Origin of the sequence: Roseomonas sp. KE2513, assembly GCF_016107305.1 — a bacterium.
Lineage (GTDB): Bacteria > Pseudomonadota > Alphaproteobacteria > Acetobacterales > Acetobacteraceae > Roseomonas.
Map to the genome: position 1 here is coordinate 89335 of NZ_RCVR01000008.1, position 24351 is coordinate 113685.

24 protein-coding genes are annotated in these 24351 nt (G+C 70.5%); 16 read left to right on the forward strand and 8 right to left on the reverse strand.

Going from position 1 to position 24351, the window contains the following annotated elements; genetic code table 11:
• The first annotated feature begins 50 nt into the window (after window positions 1-50).
• Complete coding sequence (locus D9599_RS10360) at window positions 51-872, forward strand: transglutaminase family protein (RefSeq protein WP_198381156.1); 822 nt, start codon at window positions 51-53, stop codon at window positions 870-872.
• Window positions 869-1618, forward strand: a complete 750-nt coding sequence (locus D9599_RS10365; protein ID WP_198381157.1) for an N-formylglutamate amidohydrolase — start codon at window positions 869-871, stop codon at window positions 1616-1618. The genes D9599_RS10360 and D9599_RS10365 overlap by 4 nt, the downstream gene beginning before the upstream one ends.
• On the opposite strand, the gene D9599_RS10370 is transcribed toward D9599_RS10365, so the two are convergent.
• Window positions 1615-2319: a PIG-L deacetylase family protein gene (locus tag D9599_RS10370; RefSeq protein WP_198381158.1), complete on the reverse strand. Its 705-nt coding sequence runs from the start codon at window positions 2317-2319 to the stop codon at window positions 1615-1617. The genes D9599_RS10365 and D9599_RS10370 overlap by 4 nt on opposite strands.
• A 180-nt stretch (window positions 2320-2499) precedes the next feature.
• Here D9599_RS10370 and andAc point away from each other — a divergent pair, with 180 nt between their 5' ends.
• The 4 genes from andAc to D9599_RS10390 all read left to right on the forward strand — a co-directional run bounded on the left by andAc (window position 2500) and on the right by D9599_RS10390 (window position 5781).
• Window positions 2500-3783: an anthranilate 1,2-dioxygenase large subunit AndAc gene (andAc, locus tag D9599_RS10375; protein WP_198381159.1), complete on the forward strand. Its 1284-nt coding sequence runs from the start codon at window positions 2500-2502 to the stop codon at window positions 3781-3783.
• On the forward strand, window positions 3780-4259 hold the full coding sequence (gene andAd / locus D9599_RS10380; RefSeq protein ID WP_198381160.1) for an anthranilate 1,2-dioxygenase small subunit AndAd: 480 nt from the start codon (window positions 3780-3782) through the stop codon (window positions 4257-4259). Before andAc ends, andAd begins: the two co-directional genes overlap by 4 nt.
• Window positions 4260-4274: 15 nt before the next feature.
• Window positions 4275-4583, forward strand: coding sequence for an anthranilate 1,2-dioxygenase ferredoxin subunit AndAb (gene andAb, locus D9599_RS10385; RefSeq protein ID WP_198381161.1), 309 nt, complete (start codon window positions 4275-4277; stop codon window positions 4581-4583).
• 160 nt (window positions 4584-4743) lie between these two features.
• Window positions 4744-5781 (forward strand): acyltransferase, encoded by a 1038-nt coding sequence (locus D9599_RS10390; protein WP_198381162.1) that lies wholly within the window; start codon window positions 4744-4746, stop codon window positions 5779-5781.
• Window positions 5782-5814: 33 nt separating this feature from the next.
• Here D9599_RS10390 and D9599_RS10395 read toward each other — a convergent pair whose 3' ends face one another.
• Complete coding sequence (locus tag D9599_RS10395; protein WP_232480351.1) at window positions 5815-6489, reverse strand: FadR/GntR family transcriptional regulator; 675 nt, start codon at window positions 6487-6489, stop codon at window positions 5815-5817.
• A gap of 90 nt (window positions 6490-6579) precedes the next feature.
• On the opposite strand from D9599_RS10395, the gene D9599_RS10400 reads away from it, so the two are divergent.
• From D9599_RS10400 to D9599_RS10435, 8 genes are all read left to right on the forward strand, one after another.
• Entirely contained in the window at window positions 6580-7494 is a 915-nt protein-coding gene (locus D9599_RS10400) for a fumarylacetoacetate hydrolase family protein (RefSeq protein WP_198381163.1), read from the forward strand.
• 96 nt (window positions 7495-7590) lie between these two features.
• Window positions 7591-8568 carry a tripartite tricarboxylate transporter substrate binding protein gene (locus D9599_RS10405; protein WP_309228600.1) on the forward strand — a complete coding sequence of 326 codons (978 nt, stop codon included), beginning with the start codon at window positions 7591-7593 and terminating at the stop codon, window positions 8566-8568.
• Window positions 8569-8588: 20 nt separating this feature from the next.
• A complete protein-coding gene (locus tag D9599_RS10410; RefSeq protein WP_198381164.1) occupies window positions 8589-9569 on the forward strand; it encodes a tripartite tricarboxylate transporter substrate binding protein in 981 nt (326 codons plus the stop codon).
• A 1-nt stretch (window position 9570) separates the two neighbouring features.
• Window positions 9571-10044, forward strand: coding sequence for a (2Fe-2S)-binding protein (locus D9599_RS10415; RefSeq protein WP_198381165.1), 474 nt, complete (start codon window positions 9571-9573; stop codon window positions 10042-10044).
• Window positions 10041-12185, forward strand: coding sequence for a molybdopterin cofactor-binding domain-containing protein (locus D9599_RS10420; protein WP_198381166.1), 2145 nt, complete (start codon window positions 10041-10043; stop codon window positions 12183-12185). Before D9599_RS10415 ends, D9599_RS10420 begins: the two co-directional genes overlap by 4 nt.
• A 4-nt stretch (window positions 12186-12189) precedes the next feature.
• Window positions 12190-13182, forward strand: coding sequence for an ABC transporter substrate-binding protein (locus D9599_RS10425; RefSeq protein ID WP_198381167.1), 993 nt, complete (start codon window positions 12190-12192; stop codon window positions 13180-13182).
• Window positions 13183-13234: 52 nt separating this feature from the next.
• Window positions 13235-14221, forward strand: a complete 987-nt coding sequence (locus D9599_RS10430; RefSeq protein ID WP_198381168.1) for a tripartite tricarboxylate transporter substrate binding protein — start codon at window positions 13235-13237, stop codon at window positions 14219-14221.
• 20 nt (window positions 14222-14241) lie between these two features.
• On the forward strand, window positions 14242-15150 hold the full coding sequence (locus D9599_RS10435; RefSeq protein ID WP_198381169.1) for an alpha/beta hydrolase: 909 nt from the start codon (window positions 14242-14244) through the stop codon (window positions 15148-15150).
• A 14-nt stretch (window positions 15151-15164) separates the two neighbouring features.
• Here D9599_RS10435 and D9599_RS10440 read toward each other — a convergent pair whose 3' ends face one another.
• From D9599_RS10440 to D9599_RS10460, 6 genes are all read right to left on the reverse strand, one after another.
• Complete coding sequence (locus tag D9599_RS10440; RefSeq protein WP_198381170.1) at window positions 15165-16433, reverse strand: hypothetical protein; 1269 nt, start codon at window positions 16431-16433, stop codon at window positions 15165-15167.
• Complete coding sequence (locus D9599_RS10445; protein WP_198381171.1) at window positions 16430-17566, reverse strand: hypothetical protein; 1137 nt, start codon at window positions 17564-17566, stop codon at window positions 16430-16432. The genes D9599_RS10440 and D9599_RS10445 overlap by 4 nt, the downstream gene beginning before the upstream one ends.
• Before the next feature lie 58 nt (window positions 17567-17624).
• Window positions 17625-18293 (reverse strand): SDR family NAD(P)-dependent oxidoreductase, encoded by a 669-nt coding sequence (locus D9599_RS31295; protein ID WP_309228601.1) that lies wholly within the window; start codon window positions 18291-18293, stop codon window positions 17625-17627.
• A gap of 118 nt (window positions 18294-18411) precedes the next feature.
• Complete coding sequence (locus D9599_RS31300; RefSeq protein ID WP_232480352.1) at window positions 18412-19605, reverse strand: hypothetical protein; 1194 nt, start codon at window positions 19603-19605, stop codon at window positions 18412-18414.
• Window positions 19605-20642, reverse strand: coding sequence for a ring-opening amidohydrolase (locus D9599_RS10455; RefSeq protein WP_198381173.1), 1038 nt, complete (start codon window positions 20640-20642; stop codon window positions 19605-19607). Before D9599_RS10455 ends, D9599_RS31300 begins: the two co-directional genes overlap by 1 nt.
• 50 nt (window positions 20643-20692) lie before the next feature.
• Window positions 20693-22105, reverse strand: a complete 1413-nt coding sequence (locus D9599_RS10460; RefSeq protein WP_198381284.1) for an amidase — start codon at window positions 22103-22105, stop codon at window positions 20693-20695.
• Between the two features lie 125 nt (window positions 22106-22230).
• On the opposite strand from D9599_RS10460, the gene D9599_RS10465 reads away from it, so the two are divergent.
• Window positions 22231-23268, forward strand: a complete 1038-nt coding sequence (locus tag D9599_RS10465; RefSeq protein ID WP_198381174.1) for an ABC transporter substrate-binding protein — start codon at window positions 22231-22233, stop codon at window positions 23266-23268.
• A gap of 254 nt (window positions 23269-23522) precedes the next feature.
• Window positions 23523-24320 carry a DUF1194 domain-containing protein gene (locus D9599_RS10470; protein WP_198381175.1) on the forward strand — a complete coding sequence of 266 codons (798 nt, stop codon included), beginning with the start codon at window positions 23523-23525 and terminating at the stop codon, window positions 24318-24320.
• Window positions 24321-24351: the final 31 nt, after the last annotated feature.

Sequence of the window (24351 nt, forward strand, 5' to 3'; positions counted from 1 at the left end):
CCTCGACCGAGCGAACGACCCCTTCCAACCGCACCGGAGACGCAGCACCCGTGAAAATTCATGCCGGCTACGATATTGCCTACGAATGCGCGCAGCCGACGCCCATGCTGCTCGCGCTTAGCGTGCATCCTTCCCGCATGGCGGACGTGATCGGGCCGCACAGGATCACCTTCGACCCGCCGATCGGCGCGACCGAGTACCGAGACGGCTTCGGCAACATCTGCCACCGCATCGTCGCGCCCGCGGGGCGGCTGACGATCTCCAGCCGCTTCGACGTGCTCGACCCCGGCACGCCGGACGCGGTGGTGCCCGAGGCGCGGCAGATTCCTGTGCAAGAGTTGCCGGACGACGCGCTCGTCTTCCTTTTGGCCAGCCGCTACTGCGAGACGGACCGGCTCTCGGACCTTGCCTGGTCGCTCTTCGGCGGCGTGGAGCCGGGCTGGGCGCGGGTGCAGGCGATCTGCGATTACGCGCATGAGCGCATCGCCTTCGGCTACGAGCATGCGGACGTTTATCGCACCGCCTTCAGCGGCCACAACGACCGCGTGGGCGTGTGCCGCGACTATGCGCACCTCGCCGTGGCGCTGTGCCGCTGCATGAACATTCCGGCGCGCTACTGCACGGGGTATCTCGGCGATATCGGCGTGCCGCCGGTGGACGCGGCGATGGATTTCTCCGCTTGGTTCGAGGCCTATCTCGGCGGGCACTGGTACACCTTCGACGCGCGGCACAACACGCCGCGAATCGGGCGCATCCTGATGGCGCGCGGGCGCGACGCAACGGATGTGGCGATCGCCACCACCTTCGGATCCTGCCGGCTGGCGGGCTTCAACGTGGTGACCGACGAGGTTAAGCCGGGCGCGGACTCATGAGTGATCCCGTGCCGGTCGAGGTGCTGAACGCGGAGGGCGCCTCGCCCTTCGTGCTGCTCTGCGAGCACGCCTCCAACCACATCCCCGCCCGCTACGGCGCACTCGGGCTGCCGGAGGAGGAACTGGCGCGGCACATCGCCTGGGACATCGGGGCGGCTTCGCTGGCGCGGCGCCTCTCGGCATTGCTGGACGCGCCGCTGCTGCTCTCGGCCGTCTCGCGGTTGGTGATCGACCTCAACCGCCCGCCGGGCGTGCCGACGAGCATCCCGGAGCGGAGCGAGGACACCATCATCCCCGGCAATGCCGACATCTCGCCGGAGGAGCGGGCGGCGCGGGAGCGGGCTTGGTTCCACCCCTTCCACGACGCTGTCACGGCCGTGCTGGACCGGCGCGCGGCGGCCGGGGCGGCGACGATCGTGGTCGGGGTGCACAGCTTCACGCCGCGCTTCCAGGAGGTGGACCGACCCTGGCACGCAGGGGTGCTCTTCGCGGGGGCGGAGGGCTTCGGCCGCGCCCTGGCTGCCGCCCTCGCGGCCGATCCCGCCCTGCTGGTGGGGGAGAACGAGCCCTACCGGATCGAGCCCGGCCTGCACGACTACACCGTGCCCGTGCACGGCGATTCCAGGGGGACTGAGGCCGTGCTGATCGAGGTGCGGCAGGATCTGCTGGGCGACGAGGCCGGCATCGAGGAGTGGGCGCTGCGGCTCGTCTCTGCTCTCGGCGTGGCGGCGGGGCGGCTGGCCTAGCGCTGCGCCGCTTTCGGCGATGGGGGCGGACGCAGAATGGTCTCGAAGGGGAGGAGGGTGGCGTCCAAGCGCGACGCTGGGCCGCCCTCCAAGAATCCGCGGGTCTGGGAGACATGAGCGCCGATGGCCGCGCGTTTCGCCCCCAAGTAGGGTGAGATCTCCAGGCGCCAGCCCTCCACGGCGGCCTCCTGGGATGGCGGAGAGCGGCCGACATAGGAGAGATGACCGATGCCGCTGCGGCGCGCGACCTCCGCCGCGATGCGGTGCGCGGCGCGCGTCGCGGGGTCCGCCTCTCCCGGCCAGGGGGCGAGGATGAGGTTGAGGTCGCGCGCCCAGGTGACGAGGGAGACCGCGCGGACGATCGCTTCGAAGACCGGACCTTCCCCTGGCGTCTCGCCGTCGAAGAGGCCGGCCATGAGCAGGCGTTCCGGGCGAAGGCCGAGGCGCCGCACGGCCTCCCGCGTTTCCTGTTCGCGCAGGGCCGCCAGGCGGTCCGGCGGCCAGGCGTCCGAACCGGGATGAAAAGCGCTGCCGTCGTGCAGCACCATGACGAAGGGCTGGCGCCCGCGCCGGCATGAGAGGGCGATCAGCCCGCCGCAGTCGAGGCTCTCCTCACCCGGCTGAAGGGCGAGGACGAGCGCGTTCTCCTCGCCGATGATGGTGCCGAGGTCGGCCTCGGGCAGGTCGCTCGCGGTCGGCATGCGGCTTGGGTCCTCCCCTGGGGCCCACGATCTAAGTCCAGGCTGCGCCGGGCTTGAAGGGGCGCCCTGGAGGAAAGGGTGGCCAGGACCTGCGGAGGGCGGAATAATGGCATCTCGCGTGCTTCTGCCAGAGCGGCCCGCGCGGACCCCTCCGCGCCGCTGACCCGAGGATTGCCCCCCATGGACCATCCCCTTCCGAGCGGCCCGCCGGCAGAGACCCTGGCTGTCTTCCCCCGCGCCGACGGCTCTCGCGTGCCCTACAAGGTGTTCAGCGACGATGAGATCTACGCGCTGGAGCAGGAGCGGATCTATCGCGGCCCGACCTGGAGCTTCCTGGGGCTGGAAGCCGAGATCCCGAAGGTTGGCGACTACAAGAGCACCTTCATTGGCGACACGCCCGTGGTCATGACGCGCGCCGAGGACGGGGAGCTGGCGGCCTGGGTGAACCGCTGCGCGCATCGCGGCGCGATGGTATGCCGCTTGCCACGGGGCAATGCGCTGTCGCATTCCTGCGTGTACCATCAGTGGAGCTTCGGGGCGAAAGGCAACCTGCAAGGCGTTCCCTTCCGGCGCGGCCAGAAGGACGCGACGGGGATGCCGAAGGATTTCGACCCGAAGCAACATAACCTGCGCCAGCTTCGGGTGGAGAGCTACCGCGGCCTCGTCTTCGCCACTTTCAGCGACACGGTGGAGCCACTGGCGGATTATATTGGCCCGCAGATGCGGCCCTATGTGGATCGCGTGTTCCACAAGCCCGTCGTCTATCTCGGCTGCACGCGGCAGTACTCGGACAGCAACTGGAAGCTCTACATCGAGAACGTGAAGGACCCCTATCACGCCAGCCTGCTGCACCTGTTCCACACCACCTTCAACATCTTCCGCGTGGGCATGAGGGCGCGCTGCCTGCCGGACGAGCAGCGCGGGATGCACAGCGTAATCTTCGTGATGAAGAACGAGGAGGAGAACGCGGCCGACTACAAGAGCCAGGGGATCCGTTCCTACGACGAGGGCTTCCGGTTGGAAGACGATTCCATTCTCGCGCTCGAGAAGGAGTACGAGGAGGTCGCGACGAACCAGATCCAGCCGATCTTCCCGCAACTCGTCATTCAGCAGATCCACAACACGCTGGTGGCGCGGCAGATCCTGCCAAAGGGGCCAAACCACTTCGAGCTGGTTTTCCACTTCTTCGGCTACGAGGACGACACGCCGGAGATGCGGAAGCTCAGGATCAAGCAGGCGAACCTCGTGGGGCCGGCCGGCTATATCTCCATGGAGGACACGGAAGCGACAGAGCTGGTACAGCGGGGCACGCGGCGAGATGCCGACAAGTCCTCGGTCATCGAGATGTCGCGCGATGCGCCGGAGCGTCGGGACACGCTCATCTCCGAGCAGCTGATCCGGCAGTTCTGGATGGGGTATCGCAAGCTGATGGGCTTCGACATGCAGGCGGCCGCTGCTGAATGAGCGCGGAGGACCTGATGCTGCGGCTGGAGCTGATGGCGCTCCAGGACCGCTACGTGGCGGCAATCGATAACGACCGCATCGAGGAGTGGCCGGGCTTCTTTACGGAGGAGTGCCTCTACGAGATCGTTTCCCGTGAGAACGAGGAGGCAGGTCTGCCGGCGCCGGTGATGTATTGCGACAGCGCGGGCATGCTGCGGGACCGCGTGCTGGCGCTGCGCCACGCCAATATCTACGAGAGGCCGGCCTACCGGCACATGCTTTCCGGCCTGGAGTGGAAGGCGGAGGAGGACGGCAGCTTCTCCGTCTCATCGAGCTATGTCGTGGTGAACACCTCGATCGAGGGCGAGTCCACGATCTACCAGGCGGGGCGTTACCTCGATAAGGTGGTGCGCACCCCGGAGGGCCTGCGCTTCCGCCAGAAGCGCTGCATCTACGACACCCTGCGCGTGCAGACCCTGCTCGCCTTTCCGATCTGACGGAACCGAATCACGATGAGCGAGTGGCATGACGCGGCGGATGCCGGCGCCGTGGTTGAGAACGAGGTGCTGGGCTGCGTGGTGGGCGGCGTGCCCGTCGCGCTGTTCCGGGTGGAGGGGCAGGTCTTCGCGCTGCATGACCTCTGCTCCCACGGGCAGGCGCGGCTGTCGGACGGCTATGTGGAGGGTGGCTGCGTGGAGTGCCCGCTGCATCAGGGGCTGGTCTATATCCGCACGGGCGAGCCCCGGACGGCGCCGATCACCGCGCCAGTGCGGAGCATTCCGGCCCGCGAGGTGAACGGAAGGGTGGAGGTCCAGCTCTAGCGGCCTCGACTGATCGGCCGGGTGCCGGGCGGAAGCCGAACCTTCATCTATCGGCGCTACGCCCCGGGTGCCTTCCATCGCCGGGATCTCGTGGCCGCGCGGAAGACATTGCTTTCCGGCGGAACCCCTCGATGGTACAGGCTGGAAACGATTGGAGAAGATGGGCGGGTCGATGCTGGGGGAGGGAAATCCATCGCGCCGCTTGGCGGTGCTCGATGGCTGGCGGGCGGTGAGCATCCTGCTGGTCATGGCAGGGCACCTGCTGCCGATCGGCCCCTCCTTCCTGAAGCTGAACGCGGCGGTTGCAGCCGGCGGCATGGCGCTCTTCTTCATCTTGTCGGGCTTCCTCATCGCGCGCTTCTTGATGGCGAAGGACGACGTGCCCGGGTTCCTCATCCGCCGCGCGGCGCGCATCCTGCCGCTGGCCTGGCTGGCCATGGCCGTGGCGCTGATCGTCACCCGGGCGCCGTGGGAGGCCTATCCCTCGCACTTCCTCTTCCTGTCGAACCTGCCGGGCTTCCATCTCATCCCGGAGGTCGAGCACTTCTGGAGCCTGTGCGTCGAGGTCCAGTTCTATGTCGGCATCGCGGCGCTCGTCGGCCTGTTCGGGCGGCGCGGGCTCTACGCGTTGCCGGTCATCTGCCTCGCGGTCACGGCGCACCGTATCGCCTGGGGAGCGCATCTGGATTTCGTGACCTGGCGGCGGGTGGACGAGATCCTGGCCGGCTGCATCCTCGCGCTTCTCCATAGCGGGTGGCTGGGGGAGCGGCCGGCGCGCTGGCTCGGGCGCCTCAACCCCTACCTCCTGATGCCGCTGCTCCTGGCGAGCGCCCATGCGGATGCGGGGGCGCTGAACTATCTCCGGCCCTACATCGCCATGGCTCTCGTGGGGTCGACGTTGCATGCGGCGCCCCGGCATCTCGCGCGGGTGCTCGAGGCGCGCTCGATGGCCTATGTCGCGCAGGTCTCCTTCGCGCTCTACGTCTTCCACGGCATGCTGATGAGCAGCTGGCTCGGCACGGGCGACAAGATCGTGAAATACGCCAAGCGGCCGCTGCTGATCGCGGCCAGCTTCGCGCTTGCGCACCTCTCAACCTTCCATTTCGAGAGCCGCTTCATCGCCCTCGGGCATCGCTTCGCTGGCCGTGGGCGGCCCGTGAACTCCGTTGCGCCCGCCGCCTCCGGGCGCCGCGCCTAAACCCTGACGCCCCGGCCGGAGCCCTCGCCTCCGTCAGTCCCCGAACATGTAGTCCTGCACGAAAAGGATGTGTTCGCGCATCACGCGGCGGGCTTCCGCGCGGTCGCGCCGGCGCACGGCCTCCACCATGGCGTGGTGCTGCGCCTGGAGAACGGCGCGGTGCTCCGCCGTGTTGCCGCGGGCCTTGAGCTGACCCCAGTCCGTCCGTTCCCGCACGCGGGCGAGGGAACGGGACATGGCGATGACGGCGCCGTTGTGGGTGCCGGCCGCGAAGGCGTCGTGCAGGGCGGCGTCCCAGCGCTCGAAGGTCGCGAGGTCGGCGGCCTCGTCGGTGCCGCGCAGGCATTCGCCCATGCGTGCGATATCCGCCTGGTCGGCGCGCGCGACGGCGAGCGAGATCATCTCGGGCTCGAAGATGAGGCGGCACTCGACGACATCGGAGGGGCTGAGGCTTTCCTCCATGGCAGCAGGCGCGGCAGGTGGCGGCTCGGCGCGGAAGGTGCCTCGGCCGACATGGCGGTGAATGAGTCCCTGCTGCTCCAGCGCGTCCAGAGCGCGGCGGACGGTGTTGCGGGCGACGCCGTAGCGGGCGCCGAGGTCACGCTCGGTGGGCAGGCGCTCGCCGGGCCGCCAGCGGTCGGCCCGCAGGTCGCGCGAGAGGGTATCCTGAAGGGCGGAGGCGCCCATTCGCTCCGTGAGTTCCGGCATCGCCTCGAATGTCTTGACTGGATCAACCAATCAGAGGACCATAAGACCAGATTGGTATACTGAAAAGCAGAATTGGTATAGGGGCGCCGCATGAAGCTCGCGATGGTCAGGACGGGAAGCGGGGCGCAGGTGGTGCGCGTGGACGATGCCGGCCGCCGCTTCTGGCCGGTCGAGAGTCTCGCGCCCGGCCTGCCCGGAGAGATGACGGCTCTGATCGCGGCACTCTCCTCTGGCGCCAGCATCCCCGCGCCGAGCGGGGAGGGCCAGGTGCTGGACGAGGCGGCGCTTCTCGCGCCCCTGCCGGCCCCGCCGCGCAACATCTTCTGCGTGGGCAAGAACTACTTCGCCCATGCGCGGGAATTCGCGGGCAGCGGCTACGATTCCTCCTCCACCAGCGCGGCGGACGCGGTGCCGAAGGCGCCGATCATCTTCACCAAGCCCTTCACCTCGATCTCCGGCCCCTGGGACGACATCCCGATGGTGCCCGGCCTGGACGCGGAGGTGGATTACGAGGCGGAGCTTGCCGTGGTGATCGGGCGCGGCGGGCGCTGCATCACCAAGGCCGACGCGATGAACCACGTCTTCGGCTACACCGTCGTGAACGACGTGACGGCGCGCGACCTGCAAGGCGTGCACAAGCAGTGGCTGCTCGGGAAGGGCATCGACGGCTTCTGCCCCATGGGTCCCTGGATCGTGACGGCCGACGAGCTGGACGCCCAGGCGATGCGCGTGACCTGCACGGTGAACGGCGAGAAGCGGCAGGACGCCGTCACCTCCGATCTCATCTTCGACATCCCGACGCTGATCGAGACCATCTCCCTCAGCATGGCGCTGCTGCCGGGCGACGTGATCGCGACGGGCACGCCGGAAGGGGTTGGCATCGGCTTCAAGCCGCCGCGCTTCCTGCGGGACGGCGACGTAGTGGAATGCGCGATCGAGGGCATCGGCCGTATCCGCAACACGCTGCGGCGGGTGGATCCAGCGGCGCTGCGCGGCGCAGCCTGAGGGTTTGCTTGAGGGTGCTGGGCCGGCGGAAGACCGGCGGTGGCCCGTTGGCAACTGATTGCGGGGCGGCGCCGGTTCGCCCTTGGGAGGAAGTTTGTGCTGCACCGTCGTGACATGATGGGGGCCCTGGCCGCGCTGGCGCCGTTGCCCGCCCTAGCGCAAGCGCCGTCCTGGCCGACGCGCCCCATCCAGATGATCGTGGCCTTCCCGCCGGGCGGGCAGGCCGACGTGACGGCCCGGCCGCTGGCGGCGGCGCTGGAGCGAGTGCTGGGCCAGCCCCTGCCAGTAGTGAACCGCGCGGGCGCGGGCGGTATCGTCGGCAGCGCGAGCGTCGCACGCGCGGCGCCGGACGGCTACACCTCGCTCCTCGCGCTCTCGTCGCTTGCCATGCTGCCGGAGAGCGAGCGCATCCAGGGGCGCGTGCCTGCCTATACGGTGGAGCAGTTCGCGCCGATCGCGCGCATCACCGCTGATCCTACGGTGCTCGTCGTGCCGGCCAACTCGCCCTGGCACTCTCTGGAGGAGTTCGTGGCGGACGCAAAGAAGCGGCCGGGCGCAATTACCTTCGGCTCCGCCGGCAACTACTCCACGCTGCACGTCGCCATGGCGATGCTGACGGCAGCGGCGGGGCTCGACATGCTGCACGTGCCCTTTCAGGGCGGCGGACCGGCGCTGACGGCGCTGCTCTCGGGCACGCTGGACTCGCTCGCCTCCGGCCCCGGCCCCGCTCTGTCCCATGTGAAGGAGGGGCGGCTGCGTGCTCTCGCGAGCTGGGGGCGGGAGCGCATCCCAGGTTTCGAGGACGTGCCGACCTTCATCGAGAAGGGCTACACGGATGTGGAGTTCTACATCTGGACGGGCCTCTTCCTGCCGCTCGCGACACCGGCGCCGGTGCAGGAGCGGATGCGCGCCGCGCTGCGCCAGGTCTGCGAGAAGGACGAGAGCCTGAAGCGGGCGCTGGACGCCGCAGGTAGCCCCATTGCCTACCAGGACGGCGAGGCCTTCGAGCGCTTCTTCCGCGAGGACAGCGCGCGGCTGGTGCGCGCGGTGCAGCGCATCGGCAAGGTGGACTAGGGGCGGGAGGGAACGGGCAGATGACGAGCGTGATCACGCGGCGCGGACTGGGCCTTCTGGCGGCGGGAGGGCTGACGGCACCGGCGATCGCCCTCGCGCAGGACGCCGCATGGCCCTCGCGGCCAGTGCGGATCATCGTGCCCTTCGGCGCCGGCGGCTCCGCCGACATCGCGGCGCGCAATGTGGCGGAGGCGCTGACGGGATCGCTCGGCCAGCCCTTCGTTATCGAGAACCGGCCGGGCGCCGGGGCGGTGATCGGCACCGATGTCGTCGTGAAGGCGCCGCCGGATGGCTACACCATCCTGATGATGTCCAACACGCACACGGCGAACGAGACGCTGATCACGAACCGGCCCTATGTGCTGATGCGGGACCTTGCGGCGGTGGCTGCGGTGAATGTCGCGCACCACGTTCTGGCGGTGCATCCCTCACTCGGCGTGAACAGCGTGGCGGAACTGATCGCGAAGGCGAAGGCGCAGCCCGGCAAGATCGACTACGCCTCCTCCGGTCCTGGCACGCCCTATCACATCGCGGGCGAGGTGTTCCGGGCAATGACGGGAATTGAGATCCAGCACATTCCCTTCCGCTCCTCGGGCGAGGCGCGGACGGCGGTCATTTCCGGCACGGTGCCGATGATGTTCGACGCGATCCCGACAATGGAGCCACACCTGCAGGGCGGACGGGCCAAGGGGCTCGCGACGACCGGCCCGCAGCGCGACCCGCTGCTGCCGGAACTGCCGACGGTGGCCGAGACGGTGCCCGGCTACGAGGCCTCCATCTGGCTCGGATTGATGGCGCCGCTCGCGATGCCTAAGCCGATCGTGGACAAGCTGAACGGTGCGGTGAACGCCTGGCTCGCACGTCCGCAGACGCGGGAGGCCATGGCGAAGCAGGGCGCTCAGCCCATGCCCATGTCGGTCGCGGAATTCGACGCCTTCCTGCGCAAGGACGTGGAGACGCAGCGCAACTACGTTCGCATGGCGAAGATAGAGGTGAACTAGAATGGACGTATCCTTCACGCTGAACGGCACGCCCGTTCGGGTGGAGGCGCCCGAGGGCATGACGCTGCTGCACGCGCTGCGCGGGCCTCTGGGACTGAGCGGACCGCGCTTCGGCTGCGGAGCGGAGGCCTGCGGCTGCTGCTACGTCGCCATCGACGGCGAGCCTCGCCCCTCCTGTGCCCTGCCGGCGGAAGCGGTGCAGGGGCGCGCAGTCGGCACGGTGGAGGGGCTGGGCACGCCGGAAGCGCCACATCCGCTCCAGTCGGCCTTCCTGGAGGAGCAGGCGGGGCAGTGCGGCTACTGCCTCTCGGGCATCCTCGTCAGCGCGGCGGCGCTGCTGGAGCGTAATCCAGATCCGAACGAGGCGGCGGTGCGCGCGGCACTGGAGCCGCATCTTTGCCGCTGCGGTGCCCATAACCGGATGATCCGCGCGGTGCTGCGCGCGGCGCGAGCCATGAGCGGGGCAAGCGCGTGAACCTCGCCTTCGGCTTTCCTATGGGGCAGGCCGGCAATGCGCCGGACCTGCCGGGCAGCCTGAGGGCGGCACCGCGGCTCTCGAACTGGCTGCGCTTCTCGCCGGGCGGCACCGTCGCGGTCACGCCGGGGAAGGTGGAGATCGGCCAGGGCATCTTGACGGCCCTGGCGCAGATCGCGGCCGATGAGCTGGACATGCCGCTCGACCGCGTGCGCATCGCCGCGGCCTCCACGCCCGGCAGCCCGAACGAGGGGGTGACATCGGGCAGCCTCTCGATCCAGGAGAGCGGCACGGCCATCCGCCACGCCTGTGCGGAGGCGCGCGCCATCCACCTTCGCCTCGCCGCGGCGCGCGCGGGCGTTGAGCCGGGGGCGATCCGCGTGGAGGACGGCGTCTTCCTCGGCCCGGATGGTGCCGCGCTCGGCGCCTACTGGACCCAGGCGGAGGAAGCGCTGCTGGAGGTGGAGGCGCGGGGTGACGTGGCGCCGAAGCCGGCTTCGCGGCGCGGCGTCGCCGGCCAGGCGTCCGCGCGGCTCGACCTGCCGGACAAGGTCTTCGGCGCGCCGCGCTACGTGCACGACCTGCGGCTGCCGGGAATGCTGCACGCGCGGATGGTGCGGCCCCCCGCGCGGGTAGCCACCCTGGCCGAGCTGCGGGAGGGACCGCTGCCTGGGGACGCGGCAGTGCTGCGCCTGGGCAACCTCCTGGCCGTGGTCGCCTCGGAGGAATGGGCGGCGGATGCCGCGGCGGCGCGCGTTGCGGCGCGTGCGCGCTGGGAGACGCGCGAATCCCTGCCGGACGAGAACGACCTTCCCGCCTGGATCGAGGCGACACCGGCCCAGCGAACGGAGGTCGCCCGCCAGAACGACCCGTCGCCTCCAGCGGTGCACACGATATCGGCCCGCTTCGCGCGGCCCTACCTTGCGCACGGCTCCATTGGCCCCTCCTGCGCCGTCGCGCGCTGGGAAGGAGAGGCGGTGGAGATTTGGACCCACAGCCAGGGCATCTACAACCTGCGCGCCGACCTCGTGACGGTGCTCGGGCTGGACGCCGCCAGCATCACCGTGCGCCACATGGAGGGCGCGGGCTGCTACGGCCATAACGGCGCGGACGACGTGGCCCTGGATGCGGCGCTGGTAGCACGCGCGTATCCCGGCCGCCCCTTGCGCGTGCGCTGGAGCCGCGCGGAGGAGCTCGCCTGGTCGCCGCATTCCCCGGCCGCCATCGCCGATATCGAGGCGGCCGTCGATGCGGATGGGATGCTCTGCACCTGGCGGACGGTGCTGCGCGGCAACGGGCACTCCTCGCGTCCCGGGCGGGCGAAGGACCCGACGCTACTCTCGGCCGGCTATCTCGACCCGCCCTTCCCGCTGCCGGTGGCGATCGACGCGCCAATGGCCGGCGGGGGCGGGGGGCAGCGGAACTCGGTGCCGGGCTACCGCGTGCCTTCGCTCGACGTCTCGATGCACCGGCTGCTGGAAATGCCCATTCGCAGCTCCGCCCTGCGGGGCCTGGGCGCGCTGCTGAATGTCTGGGCGACCGAGTCCGTGATGGACGAGCTGGCCGCGCGCACCGGCCAGGATCCCGTCGCCTTCCGCCTGCGCCACCTTGAGGACGACCCGCGCGCCGCCGCCGTGCTGCGCGAGGTGGCGACCATGTGTGGCTGGCCGCGCGCCGCGGCGGGGGAGGGAATCGGCACCGGCATCGCCGTCGCCCGCTACAAGGGCACGGGCGGCTGGTGCGCGGTCGCGGCGGAGGTGGAGGCGGCCGAAGTGGTGCGCTGCCGCCACCTCTGGATCGCGGCCGATCTTGGCGAGATCATCAACCCCGACGGCGCGGCCAACCAGCTCGAAGGGGGCGCGCTTCAGGCGGTCTCCATCGCGCTGAAGGAGGCCCTGCGCTTCGACCGGCTGAACGTGACCAGCGATTCCTGGGAGACCTACCCGATCCTGCGCTTCTCCGAGGTGCCGGCGGTGGAGCTGCGCCTGATTGGCCCGCAGGACGCGCCGCCGCTGGGCGCGGGCGAGCCCTCGCTGGGGCCGACGGTGGCGGCCATCGCTGCTGGCATCCACGCCGCCCTCGGCATCCGCCCACGCGCCATGCCCTTCACGCCCGATAACCTCGCCGCCGCCATGGAATAGACACTTGCCCGAGAATCTCCGCCTTACCCTCGCCTGCCACAGCTCGGACCGCACGCGGCCCATCATCGACGGCCGCGTGGAGGTTGCGGGCGTCACGCTCACGGTGCTGCCGGGGGAGCCGGAGGACATCTTCCGCCGCGCGCTTCGCGACCGCGCCTTCGACGTGACGGAGCTGTCGATGAGCAGCCACATCGTCACCACGGCCCGCGGCGACGCGCCCTATATCGGTATTCCCGTCTTTCCCTCCCGCTCCTTCCGCCACGCCGCGATCTATGTGCGGACGGACCGCGGCATCCGCACGGCGGCGGACCTCGCGGGCAAGCGGATCGGGCTGCCGGAATACCAGCAGACCGCGGCGCTCTGGGTGCGCGGGGCGCTGCGCGAGTACTACGGCGTGGACACGCGCAGCATCGCCTGGCGCACCGGCGGGCTGGAGGAGACCGGCGGCAGCGAGCGCGTGGCGCTGAAGCTGCCGCCCGAGCTGGACGTGCGGCCGATCGGGCCGGAGGAGACGCTGAACGGGCTTCTCGCCTCGGGCGGGATCGACGCGATCATCGGGCCGCGTCCGCCCTCCTGCTTCCTGAACCGATCCGCCCCGGTGGACCGCCTCTATCCGGATTACCGGACGGAGGAGGAAGCCTATTACCGCGCGACCGGCTTCTTCCCGATCATGCACTGCATGGCGCTGCGCAAGGAACTCGCGGCCGAGCATCCCTGGCTGCCGCTGGAGCTGTTCCGCGCCTTCTCCCGCGCGCGGGCGATGGCAGTCGCCGACCTCTCGCTGGTGAATGTCCTCCGCGCCTCGCTCCCCTGGATCGCAGCAGAGGCGGAGGCGCAGACGCGGATCATGGGCGGCGATCCCTGGCCCTATGGCTTCCGCCGCAACCGCGACGAACTGGCCGCCATGATCCGCTACGCCCTCGCCGACGGCCTGGCCGCGCGCGAGATCGCGCCGGAAGACCTTTTCCATGCGAGCGTGCTGGATGCCGTGCCGTGATGTGCAGGGCGAACGAACCCGCGACAGACGGGACAGATGGGAGTGAACGGGCATGCGTGAGAGGATGGGGCGCCGCGGCTTCGCGACGCTGGCCGCGGCGGGGCTGATCGCACCGCGCGCGGCAAGGGCGCAAGGAGCGGAGGCCTATCCGGCCCGTCCCGTGCGGATCGTGCTGCCGGTGGCGCCGGGCGGCTCGACCGACACGATCGGCCGCGTGCTCGCGGACGAGCTGGTGAAGAAGGGCCGCGGCACCTTCTTCGTGGAGAACCGCCCCGGCGCAGGCGGCAACCTCGCCTACCAGCTCGTCGCCCAATCCGCGCCGGATGGGCAGACGCTGCTGGTGGCCGTGGACTCGTTGACGGTGAACCCGAGCTTGTTCCGCGATGCCGGCTACGACCCGATCGCGAACTTCGCGCCTGTCACGCTGATGGCGCGCATCCCGCACGTGCTGGTGACGCATCGAAACGGCCCGGCGAAGACCTTCGCGGAGTTCATGGAGATCGCCAAGCGCGACCCCAACCGGTTGCAGGTGGCCATCTCCGGCTTCGGCAGCGGCGGGCATCTCTCGGGCGCGGTGATCCAGCACGAGACGGGGGCGCGCTGGTCCGTCATCCCCTATCGCGGCGGATCGACGCCGATGAACGACCTCATGGCTGGCAACGTGGACGCAGCCTTCGTGACGCTCGGTGCGGTGATCGGCCTCATCCGCGGCGGACAGGTGGTGCCGCTGGCGATCACCACGCCGCAGCGCTTCCCACTGCTGCCGGATGTGCCGACGGTCGCCGAGGTATCGATCCCCGGCTACGACGTGCCGAACTGGTATGGTCTGCTGGCCCCCGCCGGCACGCCGGCACCCATCATCGCAAAGCTAAACGAGTGGGCTAACGCCGCGCTCGCCGAGCCGGCCGTGCGGCAGACCCTGCTGGAGAACGGCTTCGAAATCGTTGGCGGACCGCCGGAGCAGCTTGGCACACTGGTGCGGGACAGTGTGCCGCGCTGGCGCAACCTCATCCGCGACGCGGGCCTCCGGGCCGAATGAGCACCATCGGGAGAACGGGCGTGGACACGAACACCGGCGGCACCATCGAGGCCGAGCAGCACTGGGCGATGAAAGGCGACGTTCGCCTCGCCGTCTATCGCAAGCGCCTGGCGGGGGCGGGGGATCAGCCGATCCTCTTCCTCGTCCACGGCTCCTCCTTCGGCGGCGAGGGCGGCTTCGACCTCGATGTGCCCGGCAAGCCCGGCTACTCCTTCATGGAGGAATTCGCGCGCCGCGGCTTCGATGTCTGGACGATGGATTTCGAGGGCTACGGCCGCTCCTCGCGCACAACGTCGAACTCGAACCTCTCCATGGCCGCCGAGGACCTGCGCGCCGCGACCGACGTGGTGTTCGAGCGCACCGGCCGCCGCTCCGCCATGTTCTACGGCTCCTCCTCCGGCGCCCTGAGGGCGGCGCTCTTCGGTGAGGCGCATCCGGAGCGCGTCGAACGCGTGATCCTCGACGCCTTCGTCTATACCGGGGAGGGCGCGCCGACGCTGATCAAGCGGCGCGAGCGGCTGGAGGAGTGGCGGTCCTCCCACATCCGCAAGGTGGACCGCGCCTTCTTCCACTCCATCTTCAACCGCGACCTGCCCGGCACCTCCGAGGAGGGCATCGCGGACGCGCTGGCCGACTACGAGCTGGCGCTGGGCGACACGATGCCGACCGGCACCTATCTCGACATGTGCGCGAACCTGCCGGTGGTGACGCCGGAGAAGCTGACCTGCCCCGTGATGATCGTGCGCGGCGAGCACGACGGCATCGCGACGGAGGAGGATCTGCTGAACTACTTCGCCAAGCTCGGCACCAACGACCGGCGCTTCGTGGTGATCCCGGGCATGGCGCATGTCTCCTATCTCTCGAAGAACCGTGCGATCTTCTTCCAGGCGATGGAGGAGTTCCTGCGCCCGCCCGCCCGCGCTCTCTGAGCGGGCGAGGCTACTCAGCGCGGCGGGCGCAATCCGCCCAACAGGCGCTCGGCCGCATCGGGACCGATCAGGATCTCGGCCAGACGCATGACATCGGCACGGCGGAGGGGACTGGCCTCGCCGCCGCTCCGCGCCTCCTCCATGACGGTCTGGGCGGCAGATCTGAGGGCCCGGTCGTAGGTTTCCGCGCCGCCCAGCCGGCGGCCGGCGGCCTCGATCCGGCGGAGGCAGCGCGCGGCTTCCTCCACCTTCGCGATCTCCAGGGAGGGGTCGGCGGGCATGTTGCGGACCCAGGACGTGACGGGCGTCAGGAACCCGTCCGCCAGCGTTTCCGAGAAGCCGGCGCGGCACGCCTCGTCGGCCACCTGGCGAAGCGCGAGCAGCTTCTCCCGGCGCTGGGGCGTCCCCACCAGGGCCGATCTCTCGAAATCCTCGATGAGCGCCCAGGCGGCTCTCGCGGCAGCCGCGGCGGCATTCCCCTTGTCGTCCTCCGGGGCGGATCTGGCGGCGGAGACACGGGCGATGGAAGCGGCCAGTGCCTGATCGGTGGCGCGCTGCGCCGCCAGCACCAGGTGGTGCCCGCACCCGCTGGCGATTTCCATTGCCAGGGCGGCTACGCCGGCCGGGCACGCCGCGTCGATGAGCACGAGGCGCAGCACGATCTCGAAAGCCTGGAGTCCCTCGGCAGCGGCGGCCATGAGCGGCTCGCGGCAGAGTTCGGGGGGCGGGCCCTCGGCAGCGCCGCGCAAGGCTGGCCAGAGGGCGATGCCGTGGCGCCAGCCGGCTTCACAACTGGCGCGAATCGGCGCGTAATCGCTATCGGCCAGCCCCGTCCGGCGCCAGCCATCGGGAGGGGTTGCGGGCAGGGCGGCGGTCGCGGCGGGCCAGAGCTGCCGACCAAGCTCGAGGACGGTGGCGGAATCCTCCCGTTGATGCCCGTCGCAGCCGGCCGCGATCCGTTCGGCGAACTTTCCGAGGGAGCGGTGCACCGCTTCGGCCAGGGAAGTAAGTGCCGAACGCGGCACGGTGATCATGCCCGGCCGCCAATCCATGGGCGCCACGATCACGCCGTCCAGCGGCGTGAAGAGCAGGCGGGCGAAGCGCAAAGGGCGCGGGAAACCCTTTCCGCGCAGCCTCGGCCGCACCCGGCTGAGGATGGTGTCGGCCTCGGCGCGGTCGGGCAGGGCGTCAATCACGGAGATCACGCGCGCGAGCTGTTGCGGCGAGGCCTGCGACAGCGCGCCGCCGAGCTGGCGGAAATGGGCAAGGCCGGGCGTGCTCAAACGAAGCTCTTCACGATGATCTCGTTGCGCTGGATGAGCTCCAGGAGACGCCCGGTGCGCCATTCCTCCAGCCGCGATACCAATCGGCTGTGTCGCCTGTGCGCCTCGGCGAAGTAGTCCTTCTCGGGGCCTCTCACCCATTGGTTCACCTCGAGCGGCATTGAAGGGACCATGACCGACATTTCCCGGATCGCGGCGGGAACCCCGATCTGCTCGGCGGTTTCCCAAATGCTGGCGATGATCGACCAGCCATCCAGCAGCCAGGCGAGCTTGCCGAGTTCGGCGAGGATCACGTCCGGATTGGCGGTCCAGCGCTGCACGAGGGGCGATAGATCGTCGATCAGGGCCAGTAGGTCCGCCAGCAGTACCCGGCCGCAGTTGAGCGTAAAGAAGGCCGAGCGCGAGATGAGGGAGGCGGAGCTGGCGAGATGCGCGTCGGTCGCCGTTTCCGCCCAGCTTGCCGCCTCGGCCGAGAGAGCCTCGATCTGGGAGAGCTGCTGCTGATAGCGCGCCTTCGTGGGATCGCCCGGCAGCCCGAGGTCCAGATAGGCTTCCGCGAGGCTTTCGAGTGCGGCGAAGACCCGTTCCGGCGTGAGGCCAAGCGACTGCGCGAGCCGCGCGACGGCGCGCTTGGCGCGGGCCTGCACGTCCGCCGGCGTGTCCCTTTCAGGGGAGGCGCAGCCTTCCGACGGATGCTCAAGCTGAGCGACGAGACGCAGCAGGAGAAGGTAGTTGGTAAGCGTCTTCTGGCCTGAGACTGTCCTTTCGGCGGCGAGTGCTGCCGCGGCAGCGGCGCGGCCGGCCAGGCCCTCCTGCGCGGCCGCCCTCGCGATGCGGAGGATCGTGTTCGGCGCGACGGTCGACAGGCTCCCCATCACATCGAGCATCAGCCGGTCGTGCAGGGTGGGGGCGCATATATCGCAGATCCCCTGCAGCGGCAGGATGTAGAAGCCCCGCACGCCCGCCGGGCTCGGGATGGCAACCTCGAGGTTGCGGCGCTGCGCGGGCCGGACGCGGCTGCCGAGCAGTATCGGCGTCGTGAACGGCACGGTTACCCCCCGTTCGAGGAAGGTCGTGGGGCGCGCGTCCTCCACGGCGTAACGGGAGAGCTGCACATCGGTCGATGCGGACATGGCAATAGTGTCGCCCGGACCGATTAACAGAGAATGGGCGGCCCGATGATGTGACTTATCAGAAGGGAATCGTCTCCCCCCTGTGATCGAGCAGCGTGCCCGTTTGCCGGGTCGCCAACCCGTCGATGACGGCGAGGAGGCGCTCGGCCGCCTGCCGCGGGGACTGCACCTCCAGCCCTGCTCTGGCGAAGGGCGCGGAGAGTCCGGTGTCCACCGTGCCCGGATGCAGCGCTACGCAGACCGCCTCCTTGTGCGTGCGGGAGAGTTCGATCGCGGCGGTTCGCAGGAGCTGGTTCAGCGCTGCCTTCGAGGCGCGGTAGCTGTACCAGCCGCCGAGATGGTTGTCGGCGATGCTGCCCACGCGGGCCGAGAGGGTGGCGAAGACCGCGCGCCCCTCCCGCCCCAGCCGGGGCAGGAAGTGCTTCATCAGCAGCGCCGGGCCTGTGGCGTTCACGGCGAAGCTGTGCGCCATCGCCGCAGGGTCGATTGCGCGCAGCGACTTCTCGGGCCCGAAGCGAGCGTCGTGCAGGAAGCCGGTGGCGTCGATCACCAGGCGCAGCCCATCCCCAGCCGCGGCCGCACAGGCGGCGATGCTCGCTTCGTCCAGCAGGTCGAGTCGGGGCGTCGTCCCTCGGCCGAGGCGCAGCACGGGGGTGCCGCGCTCCTCCAGCAGGTCCGCGAGGGCCGAGCCGATCCCCCCCGTCGCGCCGATGACGACCGCGCTCACCGCCGGCCGTCTGGCGACACAGAGGGGCCGCGCCGGGCTGCCGGCGCGTCGGGAGGGCGGGTGCTGCTCATACGCCGGGAGATTGCGCCGCCGCGCCGTTGCGCAAGCGGCGCACCGCTCACGCGGCGGCGACCCGCGCGGGGAGGGCCAGCTCTTCCGGTCCAGGCACCTCCGTGTAAAGGCGGTGCAGTTCGGCAAGGAAGGGCGCGCGCCCCTTCTCGAGGGTGCCCTCCACCGGATCGGTGCCGAGGATCGTGTCGCTCGCCGCGAGGGAGAGACGCCGCGCGAAGTCCACCCGCGGGTCGCGCCAGGCCGCGACCGCCGCTGCATCCCCGCCGGCGCGGAGGATGGCGGCGGCGATGGTGCCATCCTCGATCGCCTGGGTCGCGCCCTGCCCGAGGGTGGGCACCATGGCCTGGGCGGCATCTCCCAGGAACAGGGCGCGCCCGCCCGCCGCATGGCGGAGCATCGGCGCCTCCTGCGTGCGGGCCCAGTGGATGCCGCCGAGGTCCGCCTCGATGCGGCCGAGCATCCAGGAGACGGCGGGGGAGGGCGCGGCGCCCTCGGGGGTGAAGAGGGCGCGCTGGTGGGCGGCGGTCCGGGCCTCCTCGGGGATGGGAACGTCGCCGCCGAGGCGGAAGGTGCCGGCGATGTAGACGGCGTTACCCGGCACGCGGAAGGCGAGGAGGCGGTTGCTGCCCCGGAACCACTGGCCGTAGTCGTCGAAGGGGCAATCATCCGCCTCGGTGACGAGCAGCCGCCAGATGCAGAGGCCGAGATGCTCCGGCACCGGCTCCCCCGCGGTCAGTGCCCGGAGGCGGCTGTAGCGGCCGTCCCCGCCGATGAGAAGGTCGAAGCCGCCCTCCCTGATCAGGGCGCCGAAGGGTGCGCGGAAGACGGGCACGAGGCGACCCGCCGCGTCCTCCTCCAACGCCTCCAGCGCGCGGCCGTGGCGCGTCATATGGGCGACCGGGGCGCGGAGCGCGCGGTAGAGCTCGGACCAGCGGATTCGCACCCCCGGCTCCTCCGCCACCGAGAGCAGGTCGAGGTCGAGTAGCGGCGTGCCGTCCGTCAGCTCCACCAGCCAGCGGCGCCAGGGGAGGGAGGCGGCGCGGAGGGCGTCGTGGCGGGCGGGGGCGTGCAGGCGCAGCGCCTTCAGCGCGTTGGGGCCGAGGTTCAGGCCGGTGCCGGCCTCCGCGTGCTCGCCCGCCGCGGCGCGCTCGAAGACAACCACGTCGTGATGCGGGGAACCGAGCAGCCCCTCTGCCAGGAGCGAGCCTGCGACGCCGCTCCCGATGATTCCGATGCGCATCACGCACCCTCCGCGATAACGGCGATCAGTCCGCCGCCTGGTGGTCCCTGGTGGGCCGCGCCGCCCGATACGAAGACGCGCCCGTCGCCGGCGACCGAAGCAATCACCGCGCCGAGCGCCGCCCGCAGGTGCCGTTGGGCGTCGAGGTCGGTGTCGCCGAGCATCGTGTGCCGCTGGCCGCGCACGGACAGGCCTCGGTCTGGCTCGCCCTTCGCCAGCACGGCGCGGATGCGCGGGCGCTGGGCGGGCGGCACGTCCGGATCGGCCGAAAGGTTGGCCCCGCGAAAGGCAGACTGGATGGCCGCGAGATCCAGCGCATCCGCCATCGGGCGCACGGCCATGGTGAGGCCCGGCCCCCAGCCGGGCGCGGTGCCGAGCACCACCACCTCGTCCCGCACCACTTCAACCCCGGCAGAGGCGCTGACGCGGGAGGAGAAGAGGGTGAGGTCCTCCAGCAGCGCCGTCCCGCGCGCGGCCCCCGCGGACACGTCGCCGAGGGCGAGGGCCGCGCCCATGGCGCCGCCGGCGACGGAGCGCAGCAACAGGCCCGGCCCGCCGGCAGGGGATTTCACCTGCACCAATGCCACCCGGGCAGCGTCGTCGATCCCGGCATCGGCCATGGCAGCGCGGGTGGCTTCGGCGACGCGGGCGATCTGGGCGTCGTTGCCGACATCCCCCGGCACGACGAACGGGCCGAAGGCGGTGCCGATGGCCAAGCCCTCCGCGCCACCACCGGGTTCGGCAGCGAAGACCATGTAGTGCGGCGAGAGCACCCCCTCCGTCCCGCCCGAGAGCACGCAGGGGATGCGGGCGACGAGATCCTCCGGCGCTTCCCCCGTGGCGCGGGAGAGGAGGTGCATGAGGGACTGGGTGAAGTAGCCGCGGGTGAAGTCGTTCAGCCCGCCATTGCCCTCGGTCTTGCCGATCACCGCGCGGATCGTCCCGGCGTCGAGCGCGCCCGAATCGAGCAGGGCGGCGAGGGCGGAGACATCGCCCGGATGCGCCATGGAAAGGCGGTGGATGACGAGGCGCGGCAAGGCGTGGCTCCGAGAGGATGCGCGAACCCGGGCAAGTGCCGGGCCAGGGTTCAGGAGAGGGCGGGCCAGCGGTCGGCCCAGGGATGGGCCACCTCGTACTCCGCCGCCACCGCGAGCAGCGCCGCCTCCGCGCCGGGCGCGGCAACGAGCTGGAAGCCCACCGGCAGACCCGCCACGGGATCGCAGGGCAGGGCGATGGCGGGCAGCCCCGCGAGGTTGGCGAAATTGGTGAAAACCGCGTGCCCGCGCGGCCCTGCTGGTTGACCGTCGATGACCGGCGGGTGGGATTCGTGCGCTGGCCAGGGAAGCGCGGCCGCCGCCGGGGTGAGGATCGCGTCGCAGTTCCGGGCGAGGAACAGGCCCATGGCGCGGCGGAGCCCGGCCATGGCGTCCAGCGCGGCGAAGAGCGCCGGTGCCCCCGCCTCTCGCCCTACCCTCGCCATGGCAGCAAGGGCAGGCGAGGCGGGTGATGGTTCCCCGGGCAGGTTGCCCAGCAACCAGGCCAGGCCCGCGCCCGCAATGGCCGGGAAGATCGGCAGCACCGTCTCCGGGTCGAAAGGCACCGGCCCCTCCTCCACTGCATGCCCGAGCGCTTCCAGGCGCCGCGCGGCCATGGCGACGGAGGCGGCGATGCCGGGATCGACGGGAGAGGCGCCGAAGCGCGGCACGTAACGAATGCGGAGGCGGGGCGGGGCCGGTAGGTCGAGGGGCGGCAGGCCGTAAGACGCGGGATCCTCCGCCGCCGGGCCCGCAATGGCGGCCAGCAGCAGCGCCGTGTCGGCCACCGTGCGGGCGATCGGGCCAATCACCTCCAGGTCCAGCAGGATGGCGGGTAGGCCATTCCCGCGCGGCACCCGGCCGGGAGTGGGCTTGAGGCCCACGAGGCCGGCATGGGAGGCCGGGCGGCGGATCGAGCCGCCGCCATCCGTGCCGAGGGCCAGCGGCCCCATGCCCGAGGCCACCGCTGCCACCGCGCCGCCGCTCGATCCGCCAGGGGTCAGGCGCGGGTTCCACGGATTGCCGGTGGGGCCGAAGAGGGCGTTGTCCGTGTAGCCCTCCAGCGTGAACTCGGGGACGTTCGTCTTGCCGAGGATGACGGCACCGCCCGTGCGCAGCCGCGCCACGGGTAGCTCGTCCACTGTCGCAGGCCCCTCGGGCCAGGCAGGGCTGCCCCAGCGGCAGGGCAGGCCGGCGACGGGGATGTTGTCCTTCACGGTCAGCGGCACGCCGTCCAGCGGGCCTGTGGGGCGGCCTTCGCGCCAGCGGGCCTCGCTCCGCGCCGCTGCCGCCAGCGCGCCGGCCTCATCGAGGGCGATGATTGCGTTCAGCCGCGGGTTGAGCCGCGCGATCCGGTTGAGGCAGGCGCGTGCGGCCTCCAGAGGGGAAAGGGCACCGGTGCGGTAGAGCCCGGCGAGCGTCAGGGCCGTGAAGGCAGAGGGATCGATGGCCTTATCTCCAGGCAGTAGCGGCGTGCGTCATGCAAGGAGCGGGCTGGGGCGCCTGCCACCTAGGCATGCCCGGCACCCTTCTTGCTGAACATTCGTCCATGCGGGCGGCCCATGCCGCCCTCCTGGAAGAGGGTTTCTCGATGGATCTGCATCCTTCCCGGCGCCGCCTGCTCGCCCGGGGCGCGGCGCTCGCGGGCTCGGCCCTGGCCACGCCGCATATCGCCCGCGCGCAGGCGATGTCGAAGCTCCGCTTCGCGCTCGACTGGGCGAAGCAGGGGCCGAACGCCTATGTGACCATGGGCCACGAGAAGGGCTTCTTCCGCGAGGTCGGCATCGACGCGACGGTCGATCGAGGCTTCGGCTCCGGCCGCGTGCCGACGGATATAGCGGCCGGCGCCTACGACATGGGCCAGGCCGATATCAACCCGGTCATCAAGTTCATGGCGGAGAATCCGAATTCCGGCCTCATCGTCACGGGCATCTGGGGAGACCGCTCGCTTCTCTGCGCCGTCACGCGCGCGGATGGCGGGGTGCGCGCGCCGAAGGACCTGGAGGGCAAGACGCTCGCCGCGCCGGAATCGGATGCGGGCCGCCAGCTCTTCCCTGCCTTCGCGAGAACTGCGGGCGTGGATGCTTCCAAGGTGAACTGGCTGACGGTGAGCCCCGAGCTGCGCGAGCCGATGCTCGTGCAGCGCCGTGCTGACGGCGTGACGGGCGCCATCACCTCGGTCGGCATGTCGCTGAAGGCGCTCGGCCTCGACTTCCCGCAGCAGCGGATCATGTACTACCGCGACCACGGGCTCGACCTGCTGGGCACCTGCTACATGACCACGCGCGCCTTCGCGGAGCGCAACCCCGAGGTGGTGCGTAACGCGCAGCGCGCGCTGTTCCGCTCGCTGATCTACGCGAACAGGAACCGCGAGGAGAGCATCGCCATGCTCAAGAAGGTGGAGCCGCTGACGGACGTCGCGATCGAGACGGAGCGCCAGGCCATCAGCATGGAGCAGCAGGTCATCTCCGACCATGTTATGGCGAACGGCCTGTCCAACCCCGATCCCGTGCGCTTCCAGAAGGCAATCGAGGCGGTGGAGAGCGCCTATGGCATGGCGCCGAAGGTGAAGGTGGCGGATATCTACACTGACAGCTTCCTGCCGCCGCTCGCCGAACGGCGCCTCTGACCCGGCCGCCTCGCGCGGGCGGGCCCGCCTGCCGCGAGGCTCCCTCCGGTGCGGCTTATTCGCCACGCTGCGGCCAGCCGGGACCGTTCTTACTTCGCCGTCGCACCATCCCCTGGAGCATCACCGAAGGGCGATAACCCTCACGAAACCGCTGGCGCTGGCAACCAACCACCGTCATGCTGCATTGCACAAATTGCCCGTGCGCGAAGCGGGCGGGAAAAGCCAGCCATGGCCCTTCCTGAAGGATGGGACCGATGCAGCGTCGTCAACTTCTGCGCCTCTCCGGTACCGGGGTGCTCTGCGCCCCGATGATCCTGAGCCATGCCCGGGCCGCCTCGCCCGCCGGGGTGCCGCCCGATCGGGCTCAACAGGACCGGGAACCCGTGGATGTGGAACTCATCCTGGCGGTGGATGTGAGCCGCTCGATCGATGCCGAGGAGCACGAGGCGCAGATGCGCGGCTACGCGAGCGCCTTCCGGGATCCGGAGGTGATCCGTTCCATCGCCGGCGGCGGCATCGGCGCCATTGCCTGTACTCTCTTCACCTGGTCAGACGTGGACGCGCAGGACAATCTTGTGCCCTGGATGCGGATCGACGGAGAGGCCGCGGCGGAACGCTTCGCCACCGCCCTCGACGCCGCGCCGCGCCGCACGGGCAGCTACACCTCCATCTCCGGCGCCATGGAGCACGCGTTGCGGCTCTACGAGGGCGGTCGATACGAGGGCACGCGGCGGGTGCTGGATATCTCCGGCGACGGTATGAACAACGCGGGGCGCCGATTGGAGCCGGTGCGGGCGCGGATGCTCGAAGAGGGCATCGTGATGAACGGTTTGGCCGTGCTCGACCGTGCGCCGCTGCCTGGCGGCACCTCCGCGCTGGAGGACTACTACCGTGACGAGGTGATCGGCGGCCCTGGCGCCTTCCTCGTGGTGGCAGAAGGCTTCGAGGCCTTTGACCGTGCGGTGCGGCGTAAAATCTCGCGCGAGATCGCGGGCATCGAGGGGGCGACGCGCTTTGTCGGCCTCCCGCACGTCGACCGGGTGGCCGCGTGATGCCCGAACGGGCTGCCATGGCCCACATCTT

Coding starts and splice junctions, on each gene's coding strand:
- andAb (WP_198381161.1), top strand. CDS start 4,275: ATGAGCGAGTGGCATGACGCGGCGGATGCCGGCGCCGTGGTTGAGAAC.
- D9599_RS10400 (WP_198381163.1), top strand. CDS start 6,580: ATGAAGCTCGCGATGGTCAGGACGGGAAGCGGGGCGCAGGTGGTGCGC.
- D9599_RS10365 (WP_198381157.1), top strand. CDS start 869: ATGAGTGATCCCGTGCCGGTCGAGGTGCTGAACGCGGAGGGCGCCTCG.
- andAc (WP_198381159.1), top strand. CDS start 2,500: ATGGACCATCCCCTTCCGAGCGGCCCGCCGGCAGAGACCCTGGCTGTC.
- D9599_RS31300 (WP_232480352.1), bottom strand. CDS start 19,605: ATGCGCATCGGAATCATCGGGAGCGGCGTCGCAGGCTCGCTCCTGGCA.
- D9599_RS10470 (WP_198381175.1), top strand. CDS start 23,523: ATGCAGCGTCGTCAACTTCTGCGCCTCTCCGGTACCGGGGTGCTCTGC.
- D9599_RS10430 (WP_198381168.1), top strand. CDS start 13,235: ATGCGTGAGAGGATGGGGCGCCGCGGCTTCGCGACGCTGGCCGCGGCG.
- D9599_RS10415 (WP_198381165.1), top strand. CDS start 9,571: ATGGACGTATCCTTCACGCTGAACGGCACGCCCGTTCGGGTGGAGGCG.
- D9599_RS10465 (WP_198381174.1), top strand. CDS start 22,231: ATGGATCTGCATCCTTCCCGGCGCCGCCTGCTCGCCCGGGGCGCGGCG.
- D9599_RS10390 (WP_198381162.1), top strand. CDS start 4,744: ATGGGCGGGTCGATGCTGGGGGAGGGAAATCCATCGCGCCGCTTGGCG.
- D9599_RS10445 (WP_198381171.1), bottom strand. CDS start 17,566: ATGTCCGCATCGACCGATGTGCAGCTCTCCCGTTACGCCGTGGAGGAC.
- D9599_RS10370 (WP_198381158.1), bottom strand. CDS start 2,319: ATGCCGACCGCGAGCGACCTGCCCGAGGCCGACCTCGGCACCATCATC.
- D9599_RS10395 (WP_232480351.1), bottom strand. CDS start 6,489: ATGCCGGAACTCACGGAGCGAATGGGCGCCTCCGCCCTTCAGGATACC.
- D9599_RS10410 (WP_198381164.1), top strand. CDS start 8,589: ATGACGAGCGTGATCACGCGGCGCGGACTGGGCCTTCTGGCGGCGGGA.
- andAd (WP_198381160.1), top strand. CDS start 3,780: ATGAGCGCGGAGGACCTGATGCTGCGGCTGGAGCTGATGGCGCTCCAG.